Source organism: Serratia symbiotica (assembly GCF_000821185.2).
Taxonomy (GTDB): Bacteria; Pseudomonadota; Gammaproteobacteria; order Enterobacterales; family Enterobacteriaceae; genus Serratia; species Serratia symbiotica.
Genome location: NZ_CP050855.1, coordinates 1802615 through 1823466, shown reverse-complemented (window position 1 = coordinate 1823466; position 20852 = coordinate 1802615). Strand labels below are relative to the sequence as shown.

Genomic DNA, 20852 nt, shown 5'->3' with positions numbered 1-20852 from the left:
TTTACATGGCGTACACACTACCGCTGCTGGATGATACCGCCGCCACGCTGCTGCGGGATATCAGCAACCAGTTGCCGGATGCCGACGTCGGCAAAGACAGCGATTTTGCCATCCGCGCCAATTCCATCGCCAGCGCGGTGCAGGGACTCTACCAGCACCAGGTGTGGATTGTCCGCCAGATGTTCCCCGACACCGCCGACCATGATTACCTGGTGATGCATGCCCGGACACGTAACCTGCACCCCAAACCCGCCACCTATGCCGGTGGCAAGGTGCAGCTCACAGGCAACACCGGTGTTGCGGTAAAGGCCGGTCTGCAGTTTCGCCCCAAAGGCAGCAGCCTGCTGTGTCAGACCACCGAAGATGCAATCATCAGCAGCGATGGCAAGGTGGCGGTAGCGGCCAGGCCGCTGGAGACCGGCACCGTGGGCAATCTGGCCGACAATACGCCGGGGACGTTGCTTATCGCACCGGAGGGCATCGACAGCGACGTCACCATCCTGCACATGACCGGCGGCACTGACGACGAGAAAGATGCCTCGTTGCTGGCCCGATTGCTCGAAGTGATCCGCCGCCCTGCAGCCGGAGGCAACAAGTACGACTATCACCGCTGGGCGGTTGAGGTGCCGGGTGTCACAGAAGCCTACGTGTACCCTCTGCGCCGGGGCTATGGCACCGTAGACGTGGTGATAGTGGCCAATAACAGTATGCCGTCAGAGGACACCATCAAGGCCGTCCAGGCACATATCGATGAAGAGCGCCCGGTCACGGCGAAAAATACCCTGGTACTGGCCCCGGAAGAGGTTGTAACGGATGTGTCCGTCAAGGTTAAGTTATCGGGACTTTCGCTGGATGAAGCAAAAAAACAAATTAGGGTTGCCATAACCGATTATTTTAATCGCCTGGCACCGGGTGAGATTGCCGTTTTAAAACAAATCGGCGGGAGTATTACCAATATTGTCGGCGTCATCGATTACGACTTTATTAAGCCCACGGGAAATATTGTGCCCGTGGTGGATAAAACCAAAGTGCAATGGATACGCCTGGGCACCGTGACCGTGGATAACATGCCATGAACGGCCAGGATTACGCCGAGCTACTGGGGCTGTTGTTGCCGCCTAAAAGCTATTCCCTGGACGGCAAGCAATTAAGCGCGGAGCTGCTGGCGGAAGGCAATTGCCTGGCGCGCACGGAAATCAAGTCGGACGAGGTATTGAATGGGATTACGCCGTTCTTTGCCGTCAGCCTGCTGTCGGACTGGGAACGGGTGCTGGCTATCAGCGTTGACAGTAGCATGACAATACAGCAGCGCCGCCAGCAGGTGCTGGCCAAGATTAACGCCACCGGCGGCCTGAGCCGGAAATATTTTATCAACCTGGCCAAATCGCTGGGCTACAACATCACTATTGACGAACCGGAACCCTTTAGAGCGGGCATTAACCGCGCAGGTGATCGTCTTTGGGTGCCGGAAATTATCTGGGTCTGGATAGTGAATATCGACGATGCCCAGGTGCCGGTGTATCGCTTCCGGGCAGGCAGTTCGGTCGCAGGTGAAAGGCTTATGACATTCGGCCAAAACTTGATTGAAAACATATTCCAGGATTTAAAACCTGCACATACGCAAGTGGTCTTTAATTACAAGGAGAAACCCACGCCATGAAAGACATTATTTCTCCGGTCAATACTGAGGACGGCCTGTTTCATGATGGTGACCCGTCAACAGGTATAGAAGGCACTGCGGTGTCTGCCAAATGGCTGAACCCAGTACAGGGTGCCATTATCGGCAACCAGCAAGAATTAGCCTCCGTACTTAAAGAAGCGGGAATTAAAATCGACCCGTCCAAGCAAGACCAATTACTGGCGGCAATCAAGAAAATCACAGGCACGGCAACGGAAGGATTTTTGAGGGTCGGTGATTTTGGTTTGGGCAGAGGCTCAAGGCATCTTGATGATGCGCTAAGTGAGTTATATCAATTTTACCGGGTTAATAATACATCAAAAAACAGGCCGGGAGACGGCGTTTATGGAGTTGTTAGCCTGCCTTGCGATGGTGGCCCCTCAGCTGGTTATCTGGCTGTATCGAACAACGGAGAGCTGTGGGTCGGTAATTCGAACGGCACTGCAATGAAATGGCGACGAACTTTAACGTCGGATAATGAAAACTATCCGATCGGCGCGCCCATTCCCTGGCCAAGTGACACGCCCCCCGCAGGTTACACGTTAATGCAAGGCCAAACGTTTGATAAGGAAAAATACCCTGCACTTGCAGTCGCTTATCCTAATGGCGTGATCCCTGATATGCGTGGCTGGATGATTAAGGGTAATCCAGCCAGTGGCCGGACTATATTAAGCCAAGAACAAGATGGCGTAAAATCACATGCTCATACAGGCACAGTGAGCGTAACGGATTTAGGCAGGAAGAATACCAGTGGTTTCGATTATGGTTCTAAAGAAACTACAGTCTTTGATCATGGTACAAAAGGGACGGATGTGCAGGGACATCATGCACATGGCGGGGTGCCGTCTCGTAACCATCCATGGGAAATTGGTGGTGATAACTGGACATCATTTAACTATCAAGAAGTGGGGGCCACTGACGGCGCGGGTGAGCATGCACACAGTATCTATATCGGTGGGCACACTCATCGGGTAGTGATTGGTGCTCATAACCATTATATTGATATTGGCGCTCATGGCCATAACGTAACAATCAATGCGACAGGCAATAGCGAAAACACAGTTAAAAACGTTGCGTTCAATTATATTGTGAGGCTTGCATAATGTTTAAATTCTCAGATAATGCACAAACTATTCGCGTCTTCAATTTTCTGGCAGACACCAAGGAATTCATTGGCGCAGGAGATGCATATATTCCTGCAAACACAGGCCTACCTGCTTGCTGTACTGAAATTGAAGGCCCGCAGCCAGAGAAAGGATGTGTTATCTGCTTTGATCCTGATAAACAAGCATGGTTTCAAATTGAGAACCACCGAGGCGAGGTGGTTTACGATAAAGCTACAGCGCATGAGCGGGTCATTGAGCTTTTAGGCCCATTGCCCGATGGATATACTTACGTGAAGCCAATCGGAGATTATGTTAAGTGGGATGGTGAGAAATGGGTCAGTGATATCGAAGCTGAAAATGAGGCATTGATAAGCCAAGCGAGAGCTAAAAAAGCTCAACTTACCAGAGACGCCGACTCAATCATTAATACACTTACTGATGCCATTGAACTGGGCATGGCTACTGAGTCAGAGAAAAACAAACTGATCGAATGGAAGAAGTACCGTATCCAACTAAGCCGCATTGATTGCACTATTCCCGCTGATATTTGCTGGCCAGCCATATCAGCGGAATAAATAATTACAGTGACAAAATACGCCCTAGAGGCTCTTTTCGACACCATCTGTCCTTGTATGCAGCTGTGGGGCGTCCGAACGAATAGCGCATGGTTTTACCGGTTGAGTTACAAAGTTCATAGGCTGACTTTATATTGACCCAAGTTACGATCGTACCAGGGCAAAAAGAGTGATGAGTCTTGTCGTAGCCACCGTTGACATAATCAAAATTGATCCACGTAGGACTGTCAGCTTTGGTAATGAATTGAAAGGCACAGGGCTTACCAGCAAGAAAAAGAACATGACCAAAGAAGAATGATCGAAGTGAGGTAAGCATATCGACGGTTTCTAAGTAATTGTCTGGCCGATGCCCCCATCGAGATTCAAAAAGGTCAAAATAGATTGTTGTAAGTTCATCAGGTGAGAAAATTGATTGTTCAACTATTTCGCCACCGGCAGCAAGAAATTTATTTAGCTCTCTATTTCTGCTATTTTTAGTTTTTGAGGAAAACCCATTATTACCACATCCTTTGGCTATACATACGGCACGATCACTGTTTAGTTTAAAAGTTGAATTAAATATATTAGCTCGATTAAGCGAGGATATTAACTTTGTCCTAAATGGGAGGATGCCTCTTAATTTTTGGTTAAAGGGTAGAATTATTTCATCTTTATTAAACGGGTAACGCTCGATACCTAATTTTTGTGTTATAGCAATATCCCCGGCAAGGTGCGCTTTCTTCCATGCACAGAAAGCGCCGAGCAACGCACCATTAGAATCTCTTTTTATGTGGACAGAGGGAGAGCAATCAAAACGGGCGTGAATGAACGCCAACACATCAGGATGCGTGATGAAACTGCCACCGTACATGTGATGGCACATCTCGTAATCTAAGGCGGTTCCCAAACTCCAGCCCAGGAAAGCTGGATTTATCAATTTTTTTAACATAACAGTCAGTTGAGTGCGTCTCTATAAAGGACGATATTTTATAGGTGAAATTGGTCTGGATGAAACATTTTTACAGCTGCTCATGCAGTTTTTTTAGTCTCTTGACAAATTTGATCGGTTTAAGCGATTAAATTGCATAAATTGATCTATTTGGTCGATCATATTAATAACTAAGGAGATTTACATTGAGTAATCCAATCGTCCCTTGGGTGGGAGGAAAACGCCGTATGGCAAAGCATCTGTTACCCCTTTTTCCTGAGCATAAGTGCTACGTTGAGCCATTTTGCGGCGGGGCAGCACTTTTTTTCAGAAAAAATGCTTCAAAGGTTGAAGTCATTAATGACGTAAACGGTGAGCTAATTAATCTGTATCGCGTGGTCAAAAATCACCTGGAGGAGTTTGTTCGCCAGTTCAAGTGGGCGCTTAGCAGTCGGCAGATATTTGAGTGGGAAAAAGCAACTCCAGTTGAAATATTGACCGATATACAACGGGCGGCTCGGTTTTATTACCTCCAGAATATGGCCTTTGGGGCAAAGGTCGAGGGACAAACTTTTGGAACCGCAACGACTGCTCCAGTAGGTATTAATCTGTTAAGGTTGGAGGAAAACCTCTCAGCAGCTCATCTGCGGCTTGCTCGTACAACGATAGAACATCTGAGCTGGCTTGAATGCATAGAGAAATATGATCGTCCTCATACCTTGTTTTATCTTGATCCTCCCTATTGGGGCACGCAGGGTTATGGTGTTGAGTTTGGGCTGGAACAATACGATGCCATAGCCAAAATGGCTCGCAAAATCAAAGGTAGCATGATCATATCGGTAAATGACATCCCGGAGATGCGACAAACGTTCTCTGGCTTGAACATTGAAGCAGTCGAACTTAAATATTCAATAGGCAGCAACCGTCATCAGGGAAAAGAGTTAATCATCAGTAACTTTACCTGACGGCTATTTGCAAACAATTCCGGACTGTCCGAATCACACGTTTTTTATGGGGTTCAGCAGTTCAGAATTACCTGCAAAACAGTCCGGAATTTTTCGCCGCGCTACATCTGGGGCTGGCAGTGGGTAATCCTGTAAGCGTGGAATACTCATAGTGCGTCTCCTTGTGTTTGCGCAGCGGCGGCCATTGCCCGCAACTGCTGTTTGTTGATTTTCCCGACCGGCGTCAGTGGCAGCGACGCCAGATACTCAAAACGGTCTGGCAGTTTGTAGTCGGCGATGTCCTGTTCGCGCAGATAACGGCGTAACGCAACGGATTTAACCGCCTCGCGGCTTACGATAAAGGCGCAGCTTTTTTCCCCCATCAGCGGATCGGGCACGGCAACCAGCGCGGCGTGTAGCACCGAGGGATGGCGCAGCAGCAGGTGCTCAATTTCTTCTGCGGCGACCTTTTCACCGCCACGGTTAATCTGATCTTTTTCACGACCCACCACCTGCAAATAACCATCGGCATGCTGAATGACGACGTCGCCCGAGCAGTAAAAACCGTCTTTATCAAACACCATCTGGTTATGCTGCGGGCTGTTGTAGTAGCCGCGGAAGGTATAGGGGCCACGCGTCATCAGCAGCCCGGCTGAGCCATGCGGGAGCGGATTGCCCTCGGCGTCGGCGACCCAGACTTCATCGTCTTCGCTGATAGGGCGACCCTGAGTAGTGAAGATATGCTGCTCGTCGTCATCAAGACGGGTGTAGTTCACCAGCCCTTCAGCCATGCCGAACACCTGTTGAAGCTGGCAGCCCAGCTCGACTGGAATGCGGCTCGCCAGGCTGGCTTCGAGCCTTGCACCGCCGACCTGTAGCAGGGTCAGGCTCGCCAGCGCGCTGGCGTTACCGGCAAGCTTTACAGCTTCCAGCCAAACGCTAAGAGCGGGAGGGACCAGCGCGGCGAGGGTGATATTGTAGCGCGATATCAGCGGGAAACAGCTGTCCGGGCTGGGGTCGGGTGCCATGATGACGCAGCCGCCCGCGTAGAAGAGGCCGAGTGCGCCGGGGGAGCTCATCGGGTAGTTATGTGCCGCCGACAGAGCGCACAGATAGCGGGTTTGCTCCGTGACGCCGCACAGCGGGTTGCTGGCCCGGATACTGTAGTAGTAATCGTTATGTGTGCGTGGGATAAGCTTTGGCGTGCCCGTGCTGCCGCCGGAAAGCTGAAAGAAAGCGACTTCATTGGCGGGCGTTGGCGTGGGGATAAATTCACCCACCTCTTCTTCCATCAAAGAGCCGAGCGATTCTTTTCCATCCGCATGATGCAACAGCACGGTTTGCAGCGTAAGCAGGCGATTCATTAGCGATTCAATGAAAGTCTCCTCTGCAAACAAGCGATGCCGCTTGTCGGCAATCAGCAGCGCCGGGGCTACCTGGTCGGCATAGGCCGTTAGTTCGCTGCGCTGGTGACTAAACAGGGCATTGACCGGCGTTACGCCAAGATGCAGCAGCGCGAAAAATACAATGTAGAACTCAGCTTCATTGCCCAGTTGCACCAAAGCGGTTTGCCCCTGACGCACGCCACGCCTTGCGAGCGCAGCGGCTAACCTGAGCGCGCTATCGTTCAACTGTTGATAGCTGACGTGTTTATCGTTGCAGATAACGGCCGTATTCGCATTTTCAGCGTGGCGGGTGAGAATGTCGGTCATCGGGAGATCGAGCCAATATCTCCGTTCGCGGTAGCGCCGGGCGAAAGAATCTGGCCAGCGGTTGAAGGCAATCATGATGCGTTTTCCTGGGTCTGCATAAAGCCGAGCGCCCTCAGCATGGTGCCGAGCTTCACGCTGGTTTCGTGCCATTCACTTTCAGGTTGGGAGTCGGCGACGATCCCGGCTCCGGCGAACAGCGTTATCTGCTGTGGTTGGATATAACCGCAGCGAATGGTGACGACCCATTCGCCGTTGCCCTCGTCGTCGCACCAGCCGACGATGCCGCCAAACCAGCCGCGTTTGAACGGTTCCAACTGGCCGATAAGTTCGTGTGCCCGTTGGTAGGGCGTGCCGCAGAGGGCCGGCGTAGGGTGAAGTCGGCAGGCCAGCGAAAGGGCATTTTCCTGCGGATTTTGTACCCGTCCGTGGATTTGGGTGGCGAGGTGCCAAAGGGTTGGTGTGCTGAGCAATTCTGGATCGGGTATGGTCAACTGCAGGCAGTGTTCACCTAGCCTGCGGCGAATGGCTTCGATGACAATCCGGTGTTCATGCTGGTCTTTGCTGGAGGCAACCAGCGCTTGCTTCAGCTTGGCATCAACCGCCGAATCATCGGCACGACGTGCGGAACCTGCCAGCGGCGTGGACAAGATCTCGTCGCCCTGCTTGCGCAGCAGTAGCTCTGGGCTGGCGCCGATCAGCGTGCCGCCCGCCAGCGGTAGGTGGAAGTTATAGCTTGCCGGGTTTTGACAGTTTAACTGCTGCCAGAGAAGCAGCGCGTTTTGCGGTTGGGACGACGTGATGTGCAACAGGCGCGACAGCACAACTTTACTCAGTTCGCCCGCTTTAAGCTGGCTGACCGCCGAGCTGACCATCTGGCAAAAATCGTCGTGGTTCGGCTGAAAGCGGCACTCCCCCTGAATATGGCTGCCAGAGGTGGGCTGAGTCCAGGCCTTACGGTCGAGCCAGTGATAGCTTTCAGGCGTGAAAAGCGCACTGGGCTGGCTTTTATCAAAGGGGATTGCCCCTATCACAATCGGCCTCTCCACCCCCGCGCGGCGAGCTTCGCCAAAGAGTGCCTGAAACTGCTTGCTGAACTCGCTGTTGTCGAGATGGGCGAATTCGGTGGGATGGGCCAGTGAAGCAATCCTTCCCCGGGCCAGCAAACTCCTGTGCGGAGAGAGGAAAATTGCGTCTCCCCGCTGTGGGAGCGGAGTTATACGGGGAACGTTGGCGATACCAGACAAAATAAAATCCCTCTTGTTGGCTTGGACTGCGCCGAGCCTTTCCTTCTGATATCGGAAGAGATGCCCCTGGCCGCAGGAGATGCGGCAGGGGCACCGGGCGCTATTACCAGCTGTAGCTGACCGTAGCGAACATCGTGCGGCCGGAGCCGTAGAAGCACGCTGAGGTTCCGCCGCAGGAGGCGACGTAGTGCTTATTGGTCAGGTTGTTGACGTTGAACTGAACGGTGGTGCCTTTCAGGGCAGAACTGGCTTCACCCAGGTCGTAGCGGGCCATCAGGTCATACAAGGTGTAGGCAGGGACTTTGAACGTTTCGGTATTGTCGCCGTAGCTGGTGCCGGTGTAGCGCACGCCGCTGCCCAGGGTGAAACTTTTCAGCGGCCCTTGCTGGAAGGTGTAGCTGCCCCACAGGGAGGCCATATGGTGCGGGATCACGGCCAGTGCTTTATCGATCTGAGCGGCGGTATTGCTCTCTTTGATTACCGCGTCGGTCAGGGTGTAGTTGGCGATTACGGCGATTTCAGGGGTCAGTTGCGAGTGAAGCTCAGTTTCCACGCCTCTTGAGCGCGTTTTCCCGATCTGCTCGTTGTAGCCAAGGATACTGTTGTACGAGGTAATGTTCTTCTGGTTGATGTCGAACAGCGCCAGGCTCAGCATGGTATCGCTGCCCTTAGGCTGGAACTTCAGGCCCACTTCCGTTTGTTCGCCGGTGGTTGGTTTAAACGGTGCCGCACCCGGTGCACCCCGGTCGAGGTTAGGCTCGAATGAAGTGCTGTAGCTGACGTAAGGCGACAGGCCGAAGTCAAAGGCGTATAACAATGCCGCGCGTCCGGTGAACTTGCTGTCGTTCTGCTGCATTTTGGTATTGTTGGTGCGATCCTGTGTGCGAATTTCGCTCCAGTCGTGGCGGCCGGACAGCAGCAGGTTCCAGTTTCTCCACTCCAACTGGTCTTGCAAATAGAGGCCAATCTGGTCGAGCTTTTTCACGCTGTCGATGGTTTTGGACATCTGGCTTTCATCGACCGGAATGCCGTAAACCGGGTTCGCCCAGTCGAAATAGTATTTCTCTCCCCCTACGCGCCGCAGCTCGCTGGTGCTTTTGCTCCACTTATAATCCAGCCCGCCGACGACGTTATGAGACAGCGCGCCGGTGTCGAATTTGGCGTTCAGGTGGTTATCGAAAGAGAGCTCATCGGCGCTGGTATCTTCGCGCTGGGCACGGCGCGCGATGTTGGTCTGGGATATCTCCGGGTTGTTCCACGTGTAGACCATGTACTTGTATTTACTGTTCATGGTCGAGTAGCGCAGGTTCTGCACCAGGGTGACGTTTTCGTTGAAGCTGTGATCAAACAGATAGCCGACCGACGTTTGTTCGCGTTTCGAGAGGTTATAGGTCGGATCGCTGACGTTTATATCGTAAGGAATGTACTGCCCTTTATCGGTCGCGGTGACGGTGCCAAGGGAAGGCAGGAAGTTGCGATAGCCGGATTTAGGATCGTTCTGGTAGCTGGTCAGGAGGGTAAAGCTGGTATCGCTATTCGGTAGCCAGGTGAGGGCTGGCGCAATCGCCACACGCTGCTCTTTGTAGTCTTTCACAAATTGGTGCTGGGTACTGGCGATACCGTTCAGACGGTAGAGCAGGGTATTTTCATCGTTCAGCGCGCCACCGAAATCGAATGCCACTTCACCGAGATGCTTGTTGCCGCCGCGTGCCTGAACGTTATGGATTGATTCGGCGGTCGGGCGTTTGCTGGTCATGTTAATGAGTCCGCCCGGGTTCACCTGGCCGTACAACACGGATGCCGGGCCGTGCACCAGCTCCACCCGCTCCAGTAGCCACGGGTCAATTTTCCCGGTTGTGCTGCCCTGGCCACCAAGGCCGTAGCTTAATCCGTCGAGGAATTTAGGCGCGTAGCGGAAGCCGCGCACTACCACTTCATCGTTGCGGTTGGAAGAGCCGCGATAGTTGGTGAATGCACCGCTGGTGTAGTTCAGCGCATTAGAAACCGTAGTTGCGCCCTGGGCGTCCATCTGGGCGCGTGTCACCACCGAAATGTTCTGCGGCGTTTTTACCAGCGGAACCGCCGTTTTGGTTCCGGCATCGCTGTTTTTGGCCACCAGGCCCTTAAGCGGGGAGGAGGGCACTTCAGGGGCCGTTGCCGTAACCACCAGTGTTTCTTCCCGCTGGTCTGCCGCGTGCAGTGGGAAAGCGGCGGCCAGCAGCGTGGTGAATACGGCAAGACGTTTCTTGCCGGTGAGCGGCGAGGTGCTTGTTACCGCCAGATGTTTGTTTTTTATCATCATCAATGTCTCTTGAAATGTCCGTTTCTGAAAAAGCACTGAAAATTAAATGCTTAAGATGTATCGGCGGGGCTTTGTTGCCGTTTCTTTGGGTGAAACCGCTCGGCATTGTGATGAGTTGAAACGGCGCTCCTGTCCGAAACGTCAATAATCGTATTGTAAACGCAGATCGTTATCAATATCATTTGTATTAATATTTGATGTGAAAGTGTTCGCTATTGATAACTGCCGTGGTACGCGGTTTTCACGCATAAAAAAAAGGAGGGGGTATGGTGCGACATCCGGCCGGAGCGGCCGCCGCTTTGCTGGCAGAAAACGAGGCTGGAAGTCCGGCGTGGTGGCAACGGGTTGCTGAGGTGGGAACGCCGATAGTGGAGGAGGTGCCTGGCTTCCCGCATCTAAAACTGACCTTCTTCTGGCGCGATCCTCAGGGCGATGAATCCACTTCTCCCATTTGTCGGGTCTACCTCGATATAAACGGCGTCACAAATCATCACAGTTTTTCCCCCGCCAGTCTGGAACGCCTGCCCGGCAGCGATATCTGGACCACATCTCTTCAGCAAGCTAATGATTGGCGCGGAAGCTATAGCCTGATCCCGGTAAACGCAGCGCAGCTTCCGCCGGAACCAACCGGTATGCCTGAGCAGCAGCGTGAATGGTGGTGCTCGCTCTTTCCTTTCACCCTCGCCGACCCGCTAAACCCTTACGCGCCTCACGGCAACGCACGTGGGATGCGTTTGTCCGGTATTCACCTGCCGGAAGCACTCAGCCAGCATGACTGGCGTGAGGTTGATTCAGGTCGCGCTCCAGAAAGGGATGAAAAGCATTTTCGACTCGAATGGAAAAGCGCGCGGCTTGGCAATCAGCGGCGCTGCTGGCTCTGGAGGCCAGAAGGTACAGAAGAGATGGCGCTGCCGCTGGTGGTGGTGCTGGACGGGCAAAACTGGGCAACCCAGATGTCGTTACTTCCGGTACTGGAACAGCAAACCCGGCGGGCGGGCCTGCCGGCTGCGGTATGGCTGATGATTGACGCCGTCGACGACGCGACCCGCTCCCGCGAGCTGCCTTGTAATGCCGACTTCTGGCTGGCGGTACAGGAAGAGCTTCTCCCGCAGGCCCGTAACCTTACGCCTTTTACCGATGACCCTGCTTTAACGGTGGTGGCCGGGCAGAGCTATGGCGGCCTCTCGGCACTATACGCCGGGCTTTACTGGCCGCAGCGATTTGGCTGCGTGCTTACCCAATCAGGTTCTTTCTGGTGGCCAAACATGAAGTTTATGACCCACTACGAAGCGCGCGAGCAGCATGAAAAAGGCTACCTCACTCAGCAGGTTTCACGGCGGCCTGGCGCTGCCCCGCTGCGCATATTTCAGGAGGCCGGGCTGCTTGAACAGGACATCCATTTTGTGAATCAGCAAATGCTTCAGGCTCTGCTTGAAGCCGGGCACGAGGTGCACTACCGCAGCTATCACGGTGGCCACGACGTGCTGTGCTGGCGAGGTGGTTTGATGGATGGCGTTCGCTGGCTGCTTGGGGATCGCCCGGCGGCAGGATTTGATGCAGACAAGGAAAAGAGATGAGCCAGCAACATCAGAATCCGTTTGATGACGAGTCGCAGCCGTTTTTCGTCCTGATGAACGCGCAACAGCAGTATAGCCTGTGGCCAGAGTTTGCGGCCATTCCGGCAGGGTGGCAGAGCGTATTTGGCCCGGAGAGTCGCGCCAACTGCATCGCGTGGGTTGAACAGGTTTGGTAGGACATGCGCCCGGCCAGCTTACGCACTACGGCTTACTAAAGGCGATATGCCAGGGATACGATTTATGACCGATACGCAGAATAAAGCGCATTTCTCTTCAGCTTTGCCGCTGGTGGCGGCTCAGCCAGGGATCTGGATGGCGGAGCAGGTAGCCGAGCGTAGCGGGACATTTACCGTTGCCCACTACGTTGAATTTCATAGTGAACCAAACTGTGCGCTGTTTGATGAAGCCGTTCGTCGTGGGCTTGCCGACGCCGATATGGTGCATGCCCGGTTTGGCGAAAACGATGCCGGTGAGCCGGTTCAATTCCTGTGCGCCGGCATCACGCCGGCAGAGATTAATGGGCCAGAGTGGCTGGACTTTAGCCAGGCTGCTGATGCCGAAACGCAGGCGCTTGCCTGGATGAAAGCCGAAATGACCCAGCCGCTTTCCACCGCTGGTGAAGCGCCGCTTTGGCATCAGGCGTTAATTCGCGTGGAAGCCTTCCCGGCTCCACGTTGGTTCTGGTATCAGCGCTTTCACCATCTGCTGCTCGACGGCTTCAGTTTTACCGCGCTAACCGCGCACATCGTCGCTATTTATCAAGCGTTGCTGGCAGGGGAAGCACCTCCGGCGTCGCCGTTCACCTCTTTTGCTGCCGTCGTTGAGGAGTACCTTGCTTTTAACGGTAGTGAAGCAGAACAGAAAAGCCGTGAGTTCTGGCTTCAACATGCCAGAGACCAGGCCGCACCGGTCAGCCTGGCGTTGCCTGAAGAGATCGCGGATGCTGAAGCGGTACTACCTTTACAACAGCATTGCTCGCTTGAGGGCATTGATTTCAGGGCTGCCGACGGTCAGGCCGCAGCGCTGTTAATGGCCGGGCTTTGCCTCTACTTTGGGCGCATGAGCGGCGAGCGCAGGCTTAGCTTCGGTGTTCCCTTTATGCGTCGTATGGGTTCCGCAGCGCTCACTGCCGTTGGGCCAGTGGTTAATGTGCTTCCTTTGCAGTTGGAATTCGGCGTTAAAACATCTCTTCAGGATGCCGCCACATTGCTCGCCAGGGAACTGAACACGCTTCGTCGTCATCAGCGCTATGAGGCGGAACAATTGCGCCGCGATTTGGGGCTGGTTGGCAGCGACAAGGGACTTTATGGCCCGGTACTGAACTACAAGGTCTATCACGAAGAACTGTTGATAAACGGACAACCTACCGTCACCCATACGCTCTCAATGGGGCCGGTGGACGATTTGGACGTTGAAATTGCCCAACATGACGACGAGCTGCATCTGCGGCTGGTGGCTAACCCTGAACGTTATTCGCAGACAACGCTACAACGGCACGCTAAGCGGATACAGAACCTGCTGACTAAGCTGTTTGCCGAGCCAGAAAAACCAGCGTGTTGTTTCTCATTGCTGACCGATGAAGAAGATAAACATATCGCAGCATGGTCAACGGGCGGGCGTATTGCCCCCGATGAGGGTGAAACTTCCGTATTGGACTGGTTGGTTCGCCGTACTGCGCAGACACCTGATGAAATCGCGGTTGTCAGCGGTGAACAGCGCCTTACCTGGCAAACGCTGCACGACAGAAGTATGCGGCTTGGGCGGGAGCTGATTGCCCGTGGTATCGGCGCAGAAGACGTGGTGGCGCTTGGCCTCGCGCGCAGCGAAACAAGCGTAGTGGCTATCTTCGGGGTGCTGGCAAGCGGCGCTGCCTACCTGCCGTTGGATATGGATTACCCTGCAGAGCGCCTGGCGCTGATGTGCGAGGACGCTCGCCCGGCGCTGATACTTGCCAGCGGTTCTACCGCTTCCCGCTTACCCTCGAATTTCGCCATTTGCAGGCTGGACGCTGATGAAACACTGAAACAGTTTGCGCGCCATGCATCGGGATCCATCTCCGACGCAGAGCGGCGTGAACCTCTGCATGGCGACCACCTCGCGTACATGATTTACACTTCCGGCTCTACCGGCAAACCGAAGGGCGTGATGAGCACCCATAAAGGGTTGCTGAACCTGCTGGTTTCCCACGCCAACCGCCTGTTCGGGCCGGCAATAGTCTCGCTGGGAGAGAAATACCGGCGGAAAATTCGCGCAGGCCATACGGCTTCCTTCTCGTTTGACTCCTCATGGGAGCCGTTGTTCTGCATGCTGATGGGCGCGGAGCTGACCCTATTCGACGAGGAAATGCGGCGCGACGCCTGGGCAATGGTGCAGTTCATGCGCCATACGCCGGTAGACATCATGGACGTTACGCCTTCCTTCCTGTTGCAGATGATCGACAGCGGCCTACTGGAACCGGAGCAGCCAGCGCCCCACGTCATCATGATCGGCGGCGAAGCCGCTACGCCTCGCCTGTGGGAGATCATGCAGGCTAACCCACAGATCGCTTTTTATAACTACTACGGCCCGTCTGAATACACGATTGATACGCTCGGTACGGCGGTCAGCGCCTGCAGCCAGCCGGTTATCGGCCATCCGGTCGCGAATACGGACGTCTGGTTACTGGACAACCAGTTGCAACCGGTGCCCGTTGGCGTTGCCGGAGAGTTGTATATCTCCGGAACCGGGATAGCCCGTGGCTATCTGCGCCGCCCGGATCTGACGGCGACCCGTTTTGTGGCTAATCCGTTTGTGCCGGGCGAAGTGATGTACCGCACCGGCGACCTGATGCGCTGGCGTGCCGATGGGCAACTGGCATTTATCGGGCGAGTGGATCACCAGATTAAAGTGCGGGGCTTTCGCGTGGAACTGGGCGAAGTGGAAAGCGCTCTCGCCGGGCTTGAGGATATCAGCGGAGCAGTCGTTATCGCTCAGCCGCACGGTGCCAGCTGGCGTCTGGTTGGCTACTGCGCGATTGCCGATGCGGAAAGACGCAACCGGGAAAATGTAGTCAGCGAATTGCAGTCCGCGCTGGCTCAGCAATTGCCAGAATACATGGTGCCCGGCGTGCTGGTCGTGCTGGACGCGCTGCCGCTCACCGTTAACGGCAAAGTCGACCGCCAGGCGCTTCCGGAGCCACTTGAGGTGCCCTGTCAAAGCGGGCGATCGGCGAATACACCGCAGGAGCGGCTGATTTGTCAGGCGATGGAGAAACTGCTGAACCTGCAGGTCGTTAGCGCCGAGGATGACTTTTTCGCGCTGGGCGGCGACAGCATCTTTGCCATGTCGCTGGGGAACCAACTGCGGCGCGAAGGCTGGAGCCTGCGTCCGAAAGAAATTTTTGCCGGCAGAACGCCAGCCGCAATGGCGCGCCTGATGATGCCGTTTGCTGATGAACATGCCTCTGCCTCTCAGCGTAGCGGGGCAGTGGACAGCCTGCCCATCTTGCGCTGGTACAATCAACAGGGCCAGCAGGCTTTTTTGCATGGCGTCTGGCTTAATACGCCTGCCGGGTTAACCGTGCCGCAGCTTGTGCTAATCATGGGGCAGCTATTGCAGGCGTATCCAACGCTGGGCGCGACTCTTAACGGCGAAAGCTTGCTTATTACGCAAGCGGATGGGGCGGAGCAACAGTGCCAGGCTCTCGCGGTGGACATTACCCCGGAACAGAGCGCCGGGCAGGCATTTGATTTGGCTATCTCGCAGATTGATCCACAGGCTGGCAGGCTCTGGCACGCAGTTCTGCTGGAACAGAATGGCCGCGCAGAAGGCGTGGTGTTGGCTATTCACCATCTTGTGACCGACGGCGTCTCTTGGCGATTGCTGCTGGAAGCGTTGCCCGCTGCGTCGCAGGCGGTAGATAACGGAACGGTGTTGCCAGCCTCCACAGGGACGTCGTTGGTCGACTGGAGCCATTGGCTGGCTGAACATCATGAGCGCTACCGTGCAGAGTTGCCGTTCTGGCGTTCGATGCTGGAAGCGTCTTGTGCCTGGCCGGAAACAGGGCCGCTCGACCCACAAGTCGATACTCAGGCTACACGCGGCGAAATTCGAACCTTATTATCACCTGAACACAGTGCGGCGCTGCTTGGCTCCTCACCTGGAGCATGGCGAACTCGCACCGACACGCTGTTGCTTGCGGCACTTTTGCTTGCATGTCGCGCGCGAACCGGGCTGAGAGAGTTGCGGGTAAGCGTGGAGTCCCACGGCCGCCCTGACGGTCTGTCTGGAATCGATCTTTCTGACTGTGTGGGTTGGCTGACGGCCGAATATCCGCTGCTGTTAAGCCTGAGTGACAACACCGATAGTGACGCTTTAGCGGCCGTACGGGCGGTGAAAGAGGTTATGGAGGCGGTGAAGGATTACGGTGTGGGATTTGGCGTGCTGCGCTACCTGCTGCCAGACGATCCGCTGCGCGAGCTGGCCGTCAACAATGCAGCGCCGGTACTGTTTAACTACCTGGGGCGGCTGGGGAAAACCAGTCGCAATGATTGGGCACCGCGCCAAACTTCAGGCCTATTCCGCGATACCCTGGCGGTTCATACCTGCCCGCAAATGCCGCTTTCTCACCTGTTGGAAATCAATATTTTTGCCGGGCAGGGCGATACCCCGCAGATAGCGATCCACTGGGGCTTTGCCCGCCGCTGGCTGAGCGAAGAGAGCATTGTTGGGTTGTCATCCGCCTTTGAAGCGGCGGTCGGGCAATTGATTCAGTTTGCTCAGCAGCATCCGCTGGAGGCGCAGGATACTCTGGTGGCGGCGCAAACAGGCATTCCGTCGCTAACCGCGAAAGGCGTTCAAGCGTTGCGCAATGAGCATGGTGCACCAGCCGATATTCTGCCACTGCTCCCGCTTCAGCAGGGCCTGCTTTTCCATGTACGAACCGACAGCACCGTCGGCCGCTATAACTCTCTGACTCGTCTGACGCTGCAGGGGGAGCTTTGCGAAGCCCAACTGGCCCGCGCATTGAATCAGGTTGTCGCTCGCTACCCGCAGCTCGCAGCTCGTTTTGATAGCGAGAATGCACCCCAGCCGGTTCAGATCCTGCCGTTGGCGGGGGACGAGCGTCTGCGCTGGCCGCTGACCTGCGTCACGCTCGATCCTTCTGAGGGAGTAGAGGTCGCTCTCGCCCGGCATGAGCAGGAAGAGCTGGGCTGGCCTCTGCTGGAAGGGCAAGGGCCGATGTTACACGCTCGCTGGGTTCGTCATGCCGACTTTCACACTCACTCGCTCTTCCTGACGGCACACCATCTTGTCGTTGACGGCTGGTCAACGCCGGTAATTACCGGCGATCTGATGGCGCTGCTAAGTGATGCAGAAGCACAGTTGCCTGCACTCCCAATGCCTTATGGGACTTTGGTTCGCCAGCTTGCGGCTCGCGATGCGCAGGTTTGCGTGTCAGCCTGGGCCGAAAGGCTAGAAGGGGTAAGCCCGACGTTGCTGTTTGCAGAGCAGCCGGATAACGGGCCGGTTTCAACCCTTACGCGGACCCTTAGCACTGCCCAGGAACAGGCAGTTAATCAGCTTTGTCGTCGCTACGGGCTAACGCTGAACACAGTTATGCAGGGGATCTGGGGGATGTTGCTGGCTATCCAGTCCGGCAATGATGACGTGGTGTTTGGCTCTCCGGTTTCTGGCCGCATGGCGTATGCCGAAGCACTTGAGCAGCAGGTTGGCCTGTTTAGTAACACCTTGCCGGTCAGGGTGAGCTTCGATATGAAGCGACCTTTAGTGCCGCAGCTACAGGCGCTTCAGCATCATCAAATCGCGCTGCTGGAACACGACAATATTGGCCTGGCAGACATTCAGCGCCAGGCTGGAGCAGGGACGTTGTTCGACACGTTGCTGGTGGTGGAAAACTATCCGGCACCCCATGAGAGCAAAAGTTCTCCCTCCGTGTTGCATTGCGTGGAAATTCATAACCGCGGCTATACGCACTACCCGGCGACGCTGCTGGTGCTGCCGGCAGAAGGTATTTCTCTCCACCTGGAGTACCGTCCGTCGCTTCGGGATCCGCAGGCGTGGCTGGATCGCTTTGAGTGGCTGCTGGCACAACTCATTGCCAGCCCTGAACTGCCGTTGTGGCAGTGGTCGCTGCAGACAGAGGAAGAGGCGGCCTTTATTCACCGGGTTAACCAAACCGCTTATGCCGTGAAGAGCGAAACATTGTATTCGGCTATTCAGAACCAGTGCGCCGCCACGCCGGACGCGCTGGCGCTCCAGGACAATGAACATCGCCTGAGCTGGTTCGAAATGCATCAGCAGGTTTGTGCGCTGGCACAACGTTTGCGTGACGCCGGCGTCGTGCCTGGGGATGTGGTGGCGGTTGCGTTGCCGCGTTCCGTGCGGCTTAGCCTGGCCTTACAGGCCATTGTCGCGCTCGGCGCGGCGTGGTTGCCGCTGGACGTTGGTTATCCGGATGAGCGCCTGCACTTGATGCTGGAGGATGCTAAGCCGCGGCTGGTGATCGCCAGCTACGATCAGGCTCCTCGTTTTGATGCCGTCGCGGTCTGCCTGCGCTTTGATGATCTGGCCCCTAAAGCGGTTTGCCGGCTGGTGTTGCCAACGGTTTCACCGCAGCAGGCAGCCTATGTCCTTTACACCTCCGGCTCTACCGGGCGGCCTAAAGGCGTAGTAGTTAGTCATGAGGCGATTATCAACCGTCTGCGCTGGATGCAGGCCGCTTTCCCACTTAGCGCGCAGGATGTGGTACTGCAGAAAACACCGAGTAGCTTTGACGTCTCGGTCTGGGAATTTTTCTGGCCGCTGATGGTAGGCGCATCGCTGGTGATGGCTCCGCCGGATGCCCATCGCGACCCGGAGGTGCTGCAGCAGCTTATCGAAGATTATCGCGTGACTACGTTGCACTTTGTCCCGTCGATGCTGGCGACCTGGATAGACACGCTTATGCAGCAGTCGGAAAGTGCAACCCGTTGTGCCAGCTTACGGCAGGTATTTTGCAGCGGCGAAGCGCTATCGGGTGAGCTGGCACGGAGGTTCCGCCAACTGCTGAGCGCTGCGCTACATAATCTTTATGGTCCTACGGAAGCGGCGGTGGATGTGACCTGGCAGCCGGCCGATGAGGCAACGCTGGCGCAACTGACCGGTCCGGGCGTACCGATTGGCAAGCCGGTTTGGAACACGCAGTTACGTATTCTCGACCGCTGGTTGCGCCCCGTTCCTCCCGGTGCGCCGGGGGAGCTCTGGCTCAGCGGTATACAGCTTGCCCTGGAGTACCTGAAGCGTCCGGATCTGACGGCAATCCGCTTTGTCGCCGACCCGTTTGCCCCTGGGAAGAGGATGTACCGCACGGGGGACATCGCCCGCTGGCTGCATGATGGTGTTGTGGAGTACCTGGGGCGCACCGACGATCAGCTCAAGATCCGCGGGCAGCGCATCGAGCTGGGTGAGATTGAACAGGTATTGCTGAGCCTGCCGGGCATTGCTCAGGCTGCTGTTGCGCCAAGAGAACTGAGTCGCGGCAGGGCGGGAACGGACAACCGGCAACTCGTTGCCTGGCTGATTGCCAGCGGCGAACGGCCCGACCCGCAGGAGATACAGCGGGAGCTGGCTACGCGCCTGCCTGCCCATATGGTGCCGGTGCGTTATCTGTATCTTGAGCATTTCCCGTTAAGTCCTAGCGGCAAACTGGATCGTAAGGCACTACCTATGCCGATGCTGGTTGAGAGCGGTAGAGAGATGCCGATAAGCGATGCTGAACGTCGAATCGCCTCACTGTTCATGCAGTTGCTGGGCGTTGAGCAGGTGTATGCCGACGACGATTTCTTCACGCTTGGCGGCCATTCTCTGCTGGCGATGCAGTTGGCGCTGGCGCTACGTCGACAGTTTGAGCGCCCTATCACTATCGGGCAGGTCATGGCGGCTCGCAACGTTCGTCAACTGGCGTCGCTGATGGACGGTAGCCAGCAGGGAGAAAGTGCAGAGCAAAATGGGGCCGAGGAAGTCTTGCCGCTTAGAAACGGTGAAGGTGCTGTCCTGTTCTGTTTCCATCCTGCGTCCGGGTTCGCCTGGCAGTATAGCGGGCTGTTGCGCTATCTGAGTGGCAGCTATTCGGTTATTGGCCTACAGTCGCCGCGTCCCGGCGGCGTAATCGCCAGCGCAGCCGATATTGACGTTGCCTGTGAGCGCCACCTTGCCACGTTGCGCAGGCACCAGCCGCATGGCCCTTATTATCTGCTGGGCTACTCACTTGGCGGGACGCTGGCGCACGGAGTGGCCACGCGCTTGGTTGAGCAGGGCGAAAAGGTCTCCTTCCTGGGGTTACTCGACACCTGGCCGCCGGAAGGGCAGGACTGGAGCGGGCCGGGTGAAGATCAGGCCCGGGAAGAGGTGGCGCGTGAACAGGCTGAATTTATGGCCGACACCGGGCAAGAGAGCGATCCGTATTTGCTGGCAGAAAAGCAGGCGATGTTCAGCAAGATCGTCGCCAACTACCAGGATGCGGTGCGCCTGCTGTCCGGGGCGAGCACCGTAAGGTACCCAGGGAAGGCGACGCTGCTGATGGCTACCCGAACGCTTCCGCCGGCTATGGATCCTCAGCAGACCTGGGCGCCTTATGTTGGCGAGCTGGACGTGTTCCCTCAGGACTGCGAGCACGCGGACATTCTTTCTCCATCGACGCTCGTCACGCTTGGGCCATTGCTTAACCAACTTATTCAGCCTGAAGAAAAATAGGCTAAACGGGGCGGAGCTGCCAGCGGCTACGCCCGATACCGGAATGACGCCGCGCGGGTTGCCCGGCAGAAATG

The 20852-nt window shown here is 55.8% G+C and carries 11 protein-coding genes and 1 pseudogene; 8 read left to right on the top strand and 4 right to left on the bottom strand.

The genetic code is table 11. The features are described from left to right. Positions 1-5: 5 nt before the first annotated feature. From SYMBAF_RS09010 to SYMBAF_RS08995, 4 genes and pseudogenes are all read left to right on the top strand, one after another. Positions 6-1076 (top strand): baseplate J/gp47 family protein, encoded by a 1071-nt coding sequence (locus SYMBAF_RS09010; protein WP_040264949.1) that lies wholly within the window; start codon positions 6-8, stop codon positions 1074-1076. Then, positions 1073-1660, top strand: a complete 588-nt coding sequence (locus SYMBAF_RS09005; protein WP_040263407.1) for a YmfQ family protein — start codon at positions 1073-1075, stop codon at positions 1658-1660. Before SYMBAF_RS09010 ends, SYMBAF_RS09005 begins: the two co-directional genes overlap by 4 nt. A 470-nt stretch (positions 1661-2130) precedes the next feature. Continuing rightward, positions 2131-2781: pseudogene (locus SYMBAF_RS18690) on the top strand (phage tail protein); the annotation flags it as partial. Further along, complete coding sequence (locus tag SYMBAF_RS08995) at positions 2781-3359, top strand: tail fiber assembly protein (RefSeq protein WP_052447732.1); 579 nt, start codon at positions 2781-2783, stop codon at positions 3357-3359. The pseudogene SYMBAF_RS18690 and the gene SYMBAF_RS08995, both read left to right, overlap by 1 nt. Before the next feature lie 4 nt (positions 3360-3363). Here the strand turns inward: SYMBAF_RS08995 and SYMBAF_RS08990 are convergent, their stop codons facing one another. Then, positions 3364-4287 (bottom strand): GNAT family protein, encoded by a 924-nt coding sequence (locus SYMBAF_RS08990; protein WP_040264951.1) that lies wholly within the window; start codon positions 4285-4287, stop codon positions 3364-3366. A gap of 227 nt (positions 4288-4514) precedes the next feature. On the opposite strand from SYMBAF_RS08990, the gene SYMBAF_RS08985 reads away from it, so the two are divergent. Beyond that, positions 4515-5231, top strand: a complete 717-nt coding sequence (locus SYMBAF_RS08985; RefSeq protein WP_052447733.1) for a DNA adenine methylase — start codon at positions 4515-4517, stop codon at positions 5229-5231. A 146-nt stretch (positions 5232-5377) separates the two neighbouring features. Here the strand turns inward: SYMBAF_RS08985 and SYMBAF_RS08980 are convergent, their stop codons facing one another. The 3 genes from SYMBAF_RS08980 to SYMBAF_RS08970 form a co-directional block, all read right to left on the bottom strand. Next, positions 5378-6997 carry a (2,3-dihydroxybenzoyl)adenylate synthase gene (locus SYMBAF_RS08980; protein ID WP_152609096.1) on the bottom strand — a complete coding sequence of 540 codons (1620 nt, stop codon included), beginning with the start codon at positions 6995-6997 and terminating at the stop codon, positions 5378-5380. Then, the gene (locus tag SYMBAF_RS08975) at positions 6994-8166 is read right to left on the bottom strand and encodes an isochorismate synthase (RefSeq protein ID WP_237162853.1); all 1173 of its coding nucleotides are present in this window, start codon (positions 8164-8166) and stop codon (positions 6994-6996) included. Before SYMBAF_RS08975 ends, SYMBAF_RS08980 begins: the two co-directional genes overlap by 4 nt. Positions 8167-8269: 103 nt before the next feature. After that, positions 8270-10468 carry a TonB-dependent siderophore receptor gene (locus SYMBAF_RS08970; RefSeq protein ID WP_040264954.1) on the bottom strand — a complete coding sequence of 733 codons (2199 nt, stop codon included), beginning with the start codon at positions 10466-10468 and terminating at the stop codon, positions 8270-8272. A 266-nt stretch (positions 10469-10734) separates the two neighbouring features. Between SYMBAF_RS08970 and fes the strand changes: the two genes are divergently transcribed. From fes to SYMBAF_RS08955, 3 genes are all read left to right on the top strand, one after another. Next, complete coding sequence (fes, locus tag SYMBAF_RS08965) at positions 10735-12045, top strand: enterochelin esterase (protein WP_040264955.1); 1311 nt, start codon at positions 10735-10737, stop codon at positions 12043-12045. Continuing rightward, on the top strand, positions 12042-12221 hold the full coding sequence (locus tag SYMBAF_RS08960) for an MbtH family protein (RefSeq protein WP_006708085.1): 180 nt from the start codon (positions 12042-12044) through the stop codon (positions 12219-12221). The genes fes and SYMBAF_RS08960 overlap by 4 nt, the downstream gene beginning before the upstream one ends. Before the next feature lie 64 nt (positions 12222-12285). Next, positions 12286-20778, top strand: coding sequence for a non-ribosomal peptide synthetase (locus SYMBAF_RS08955; protein WP_040264956.1), 8493 nt, complete (start codon positions 12286-12288; stop codon positions 20776-20778). The last annotated feature ends 74 nt before the right edge of the window (positions 20779-20852 follow it).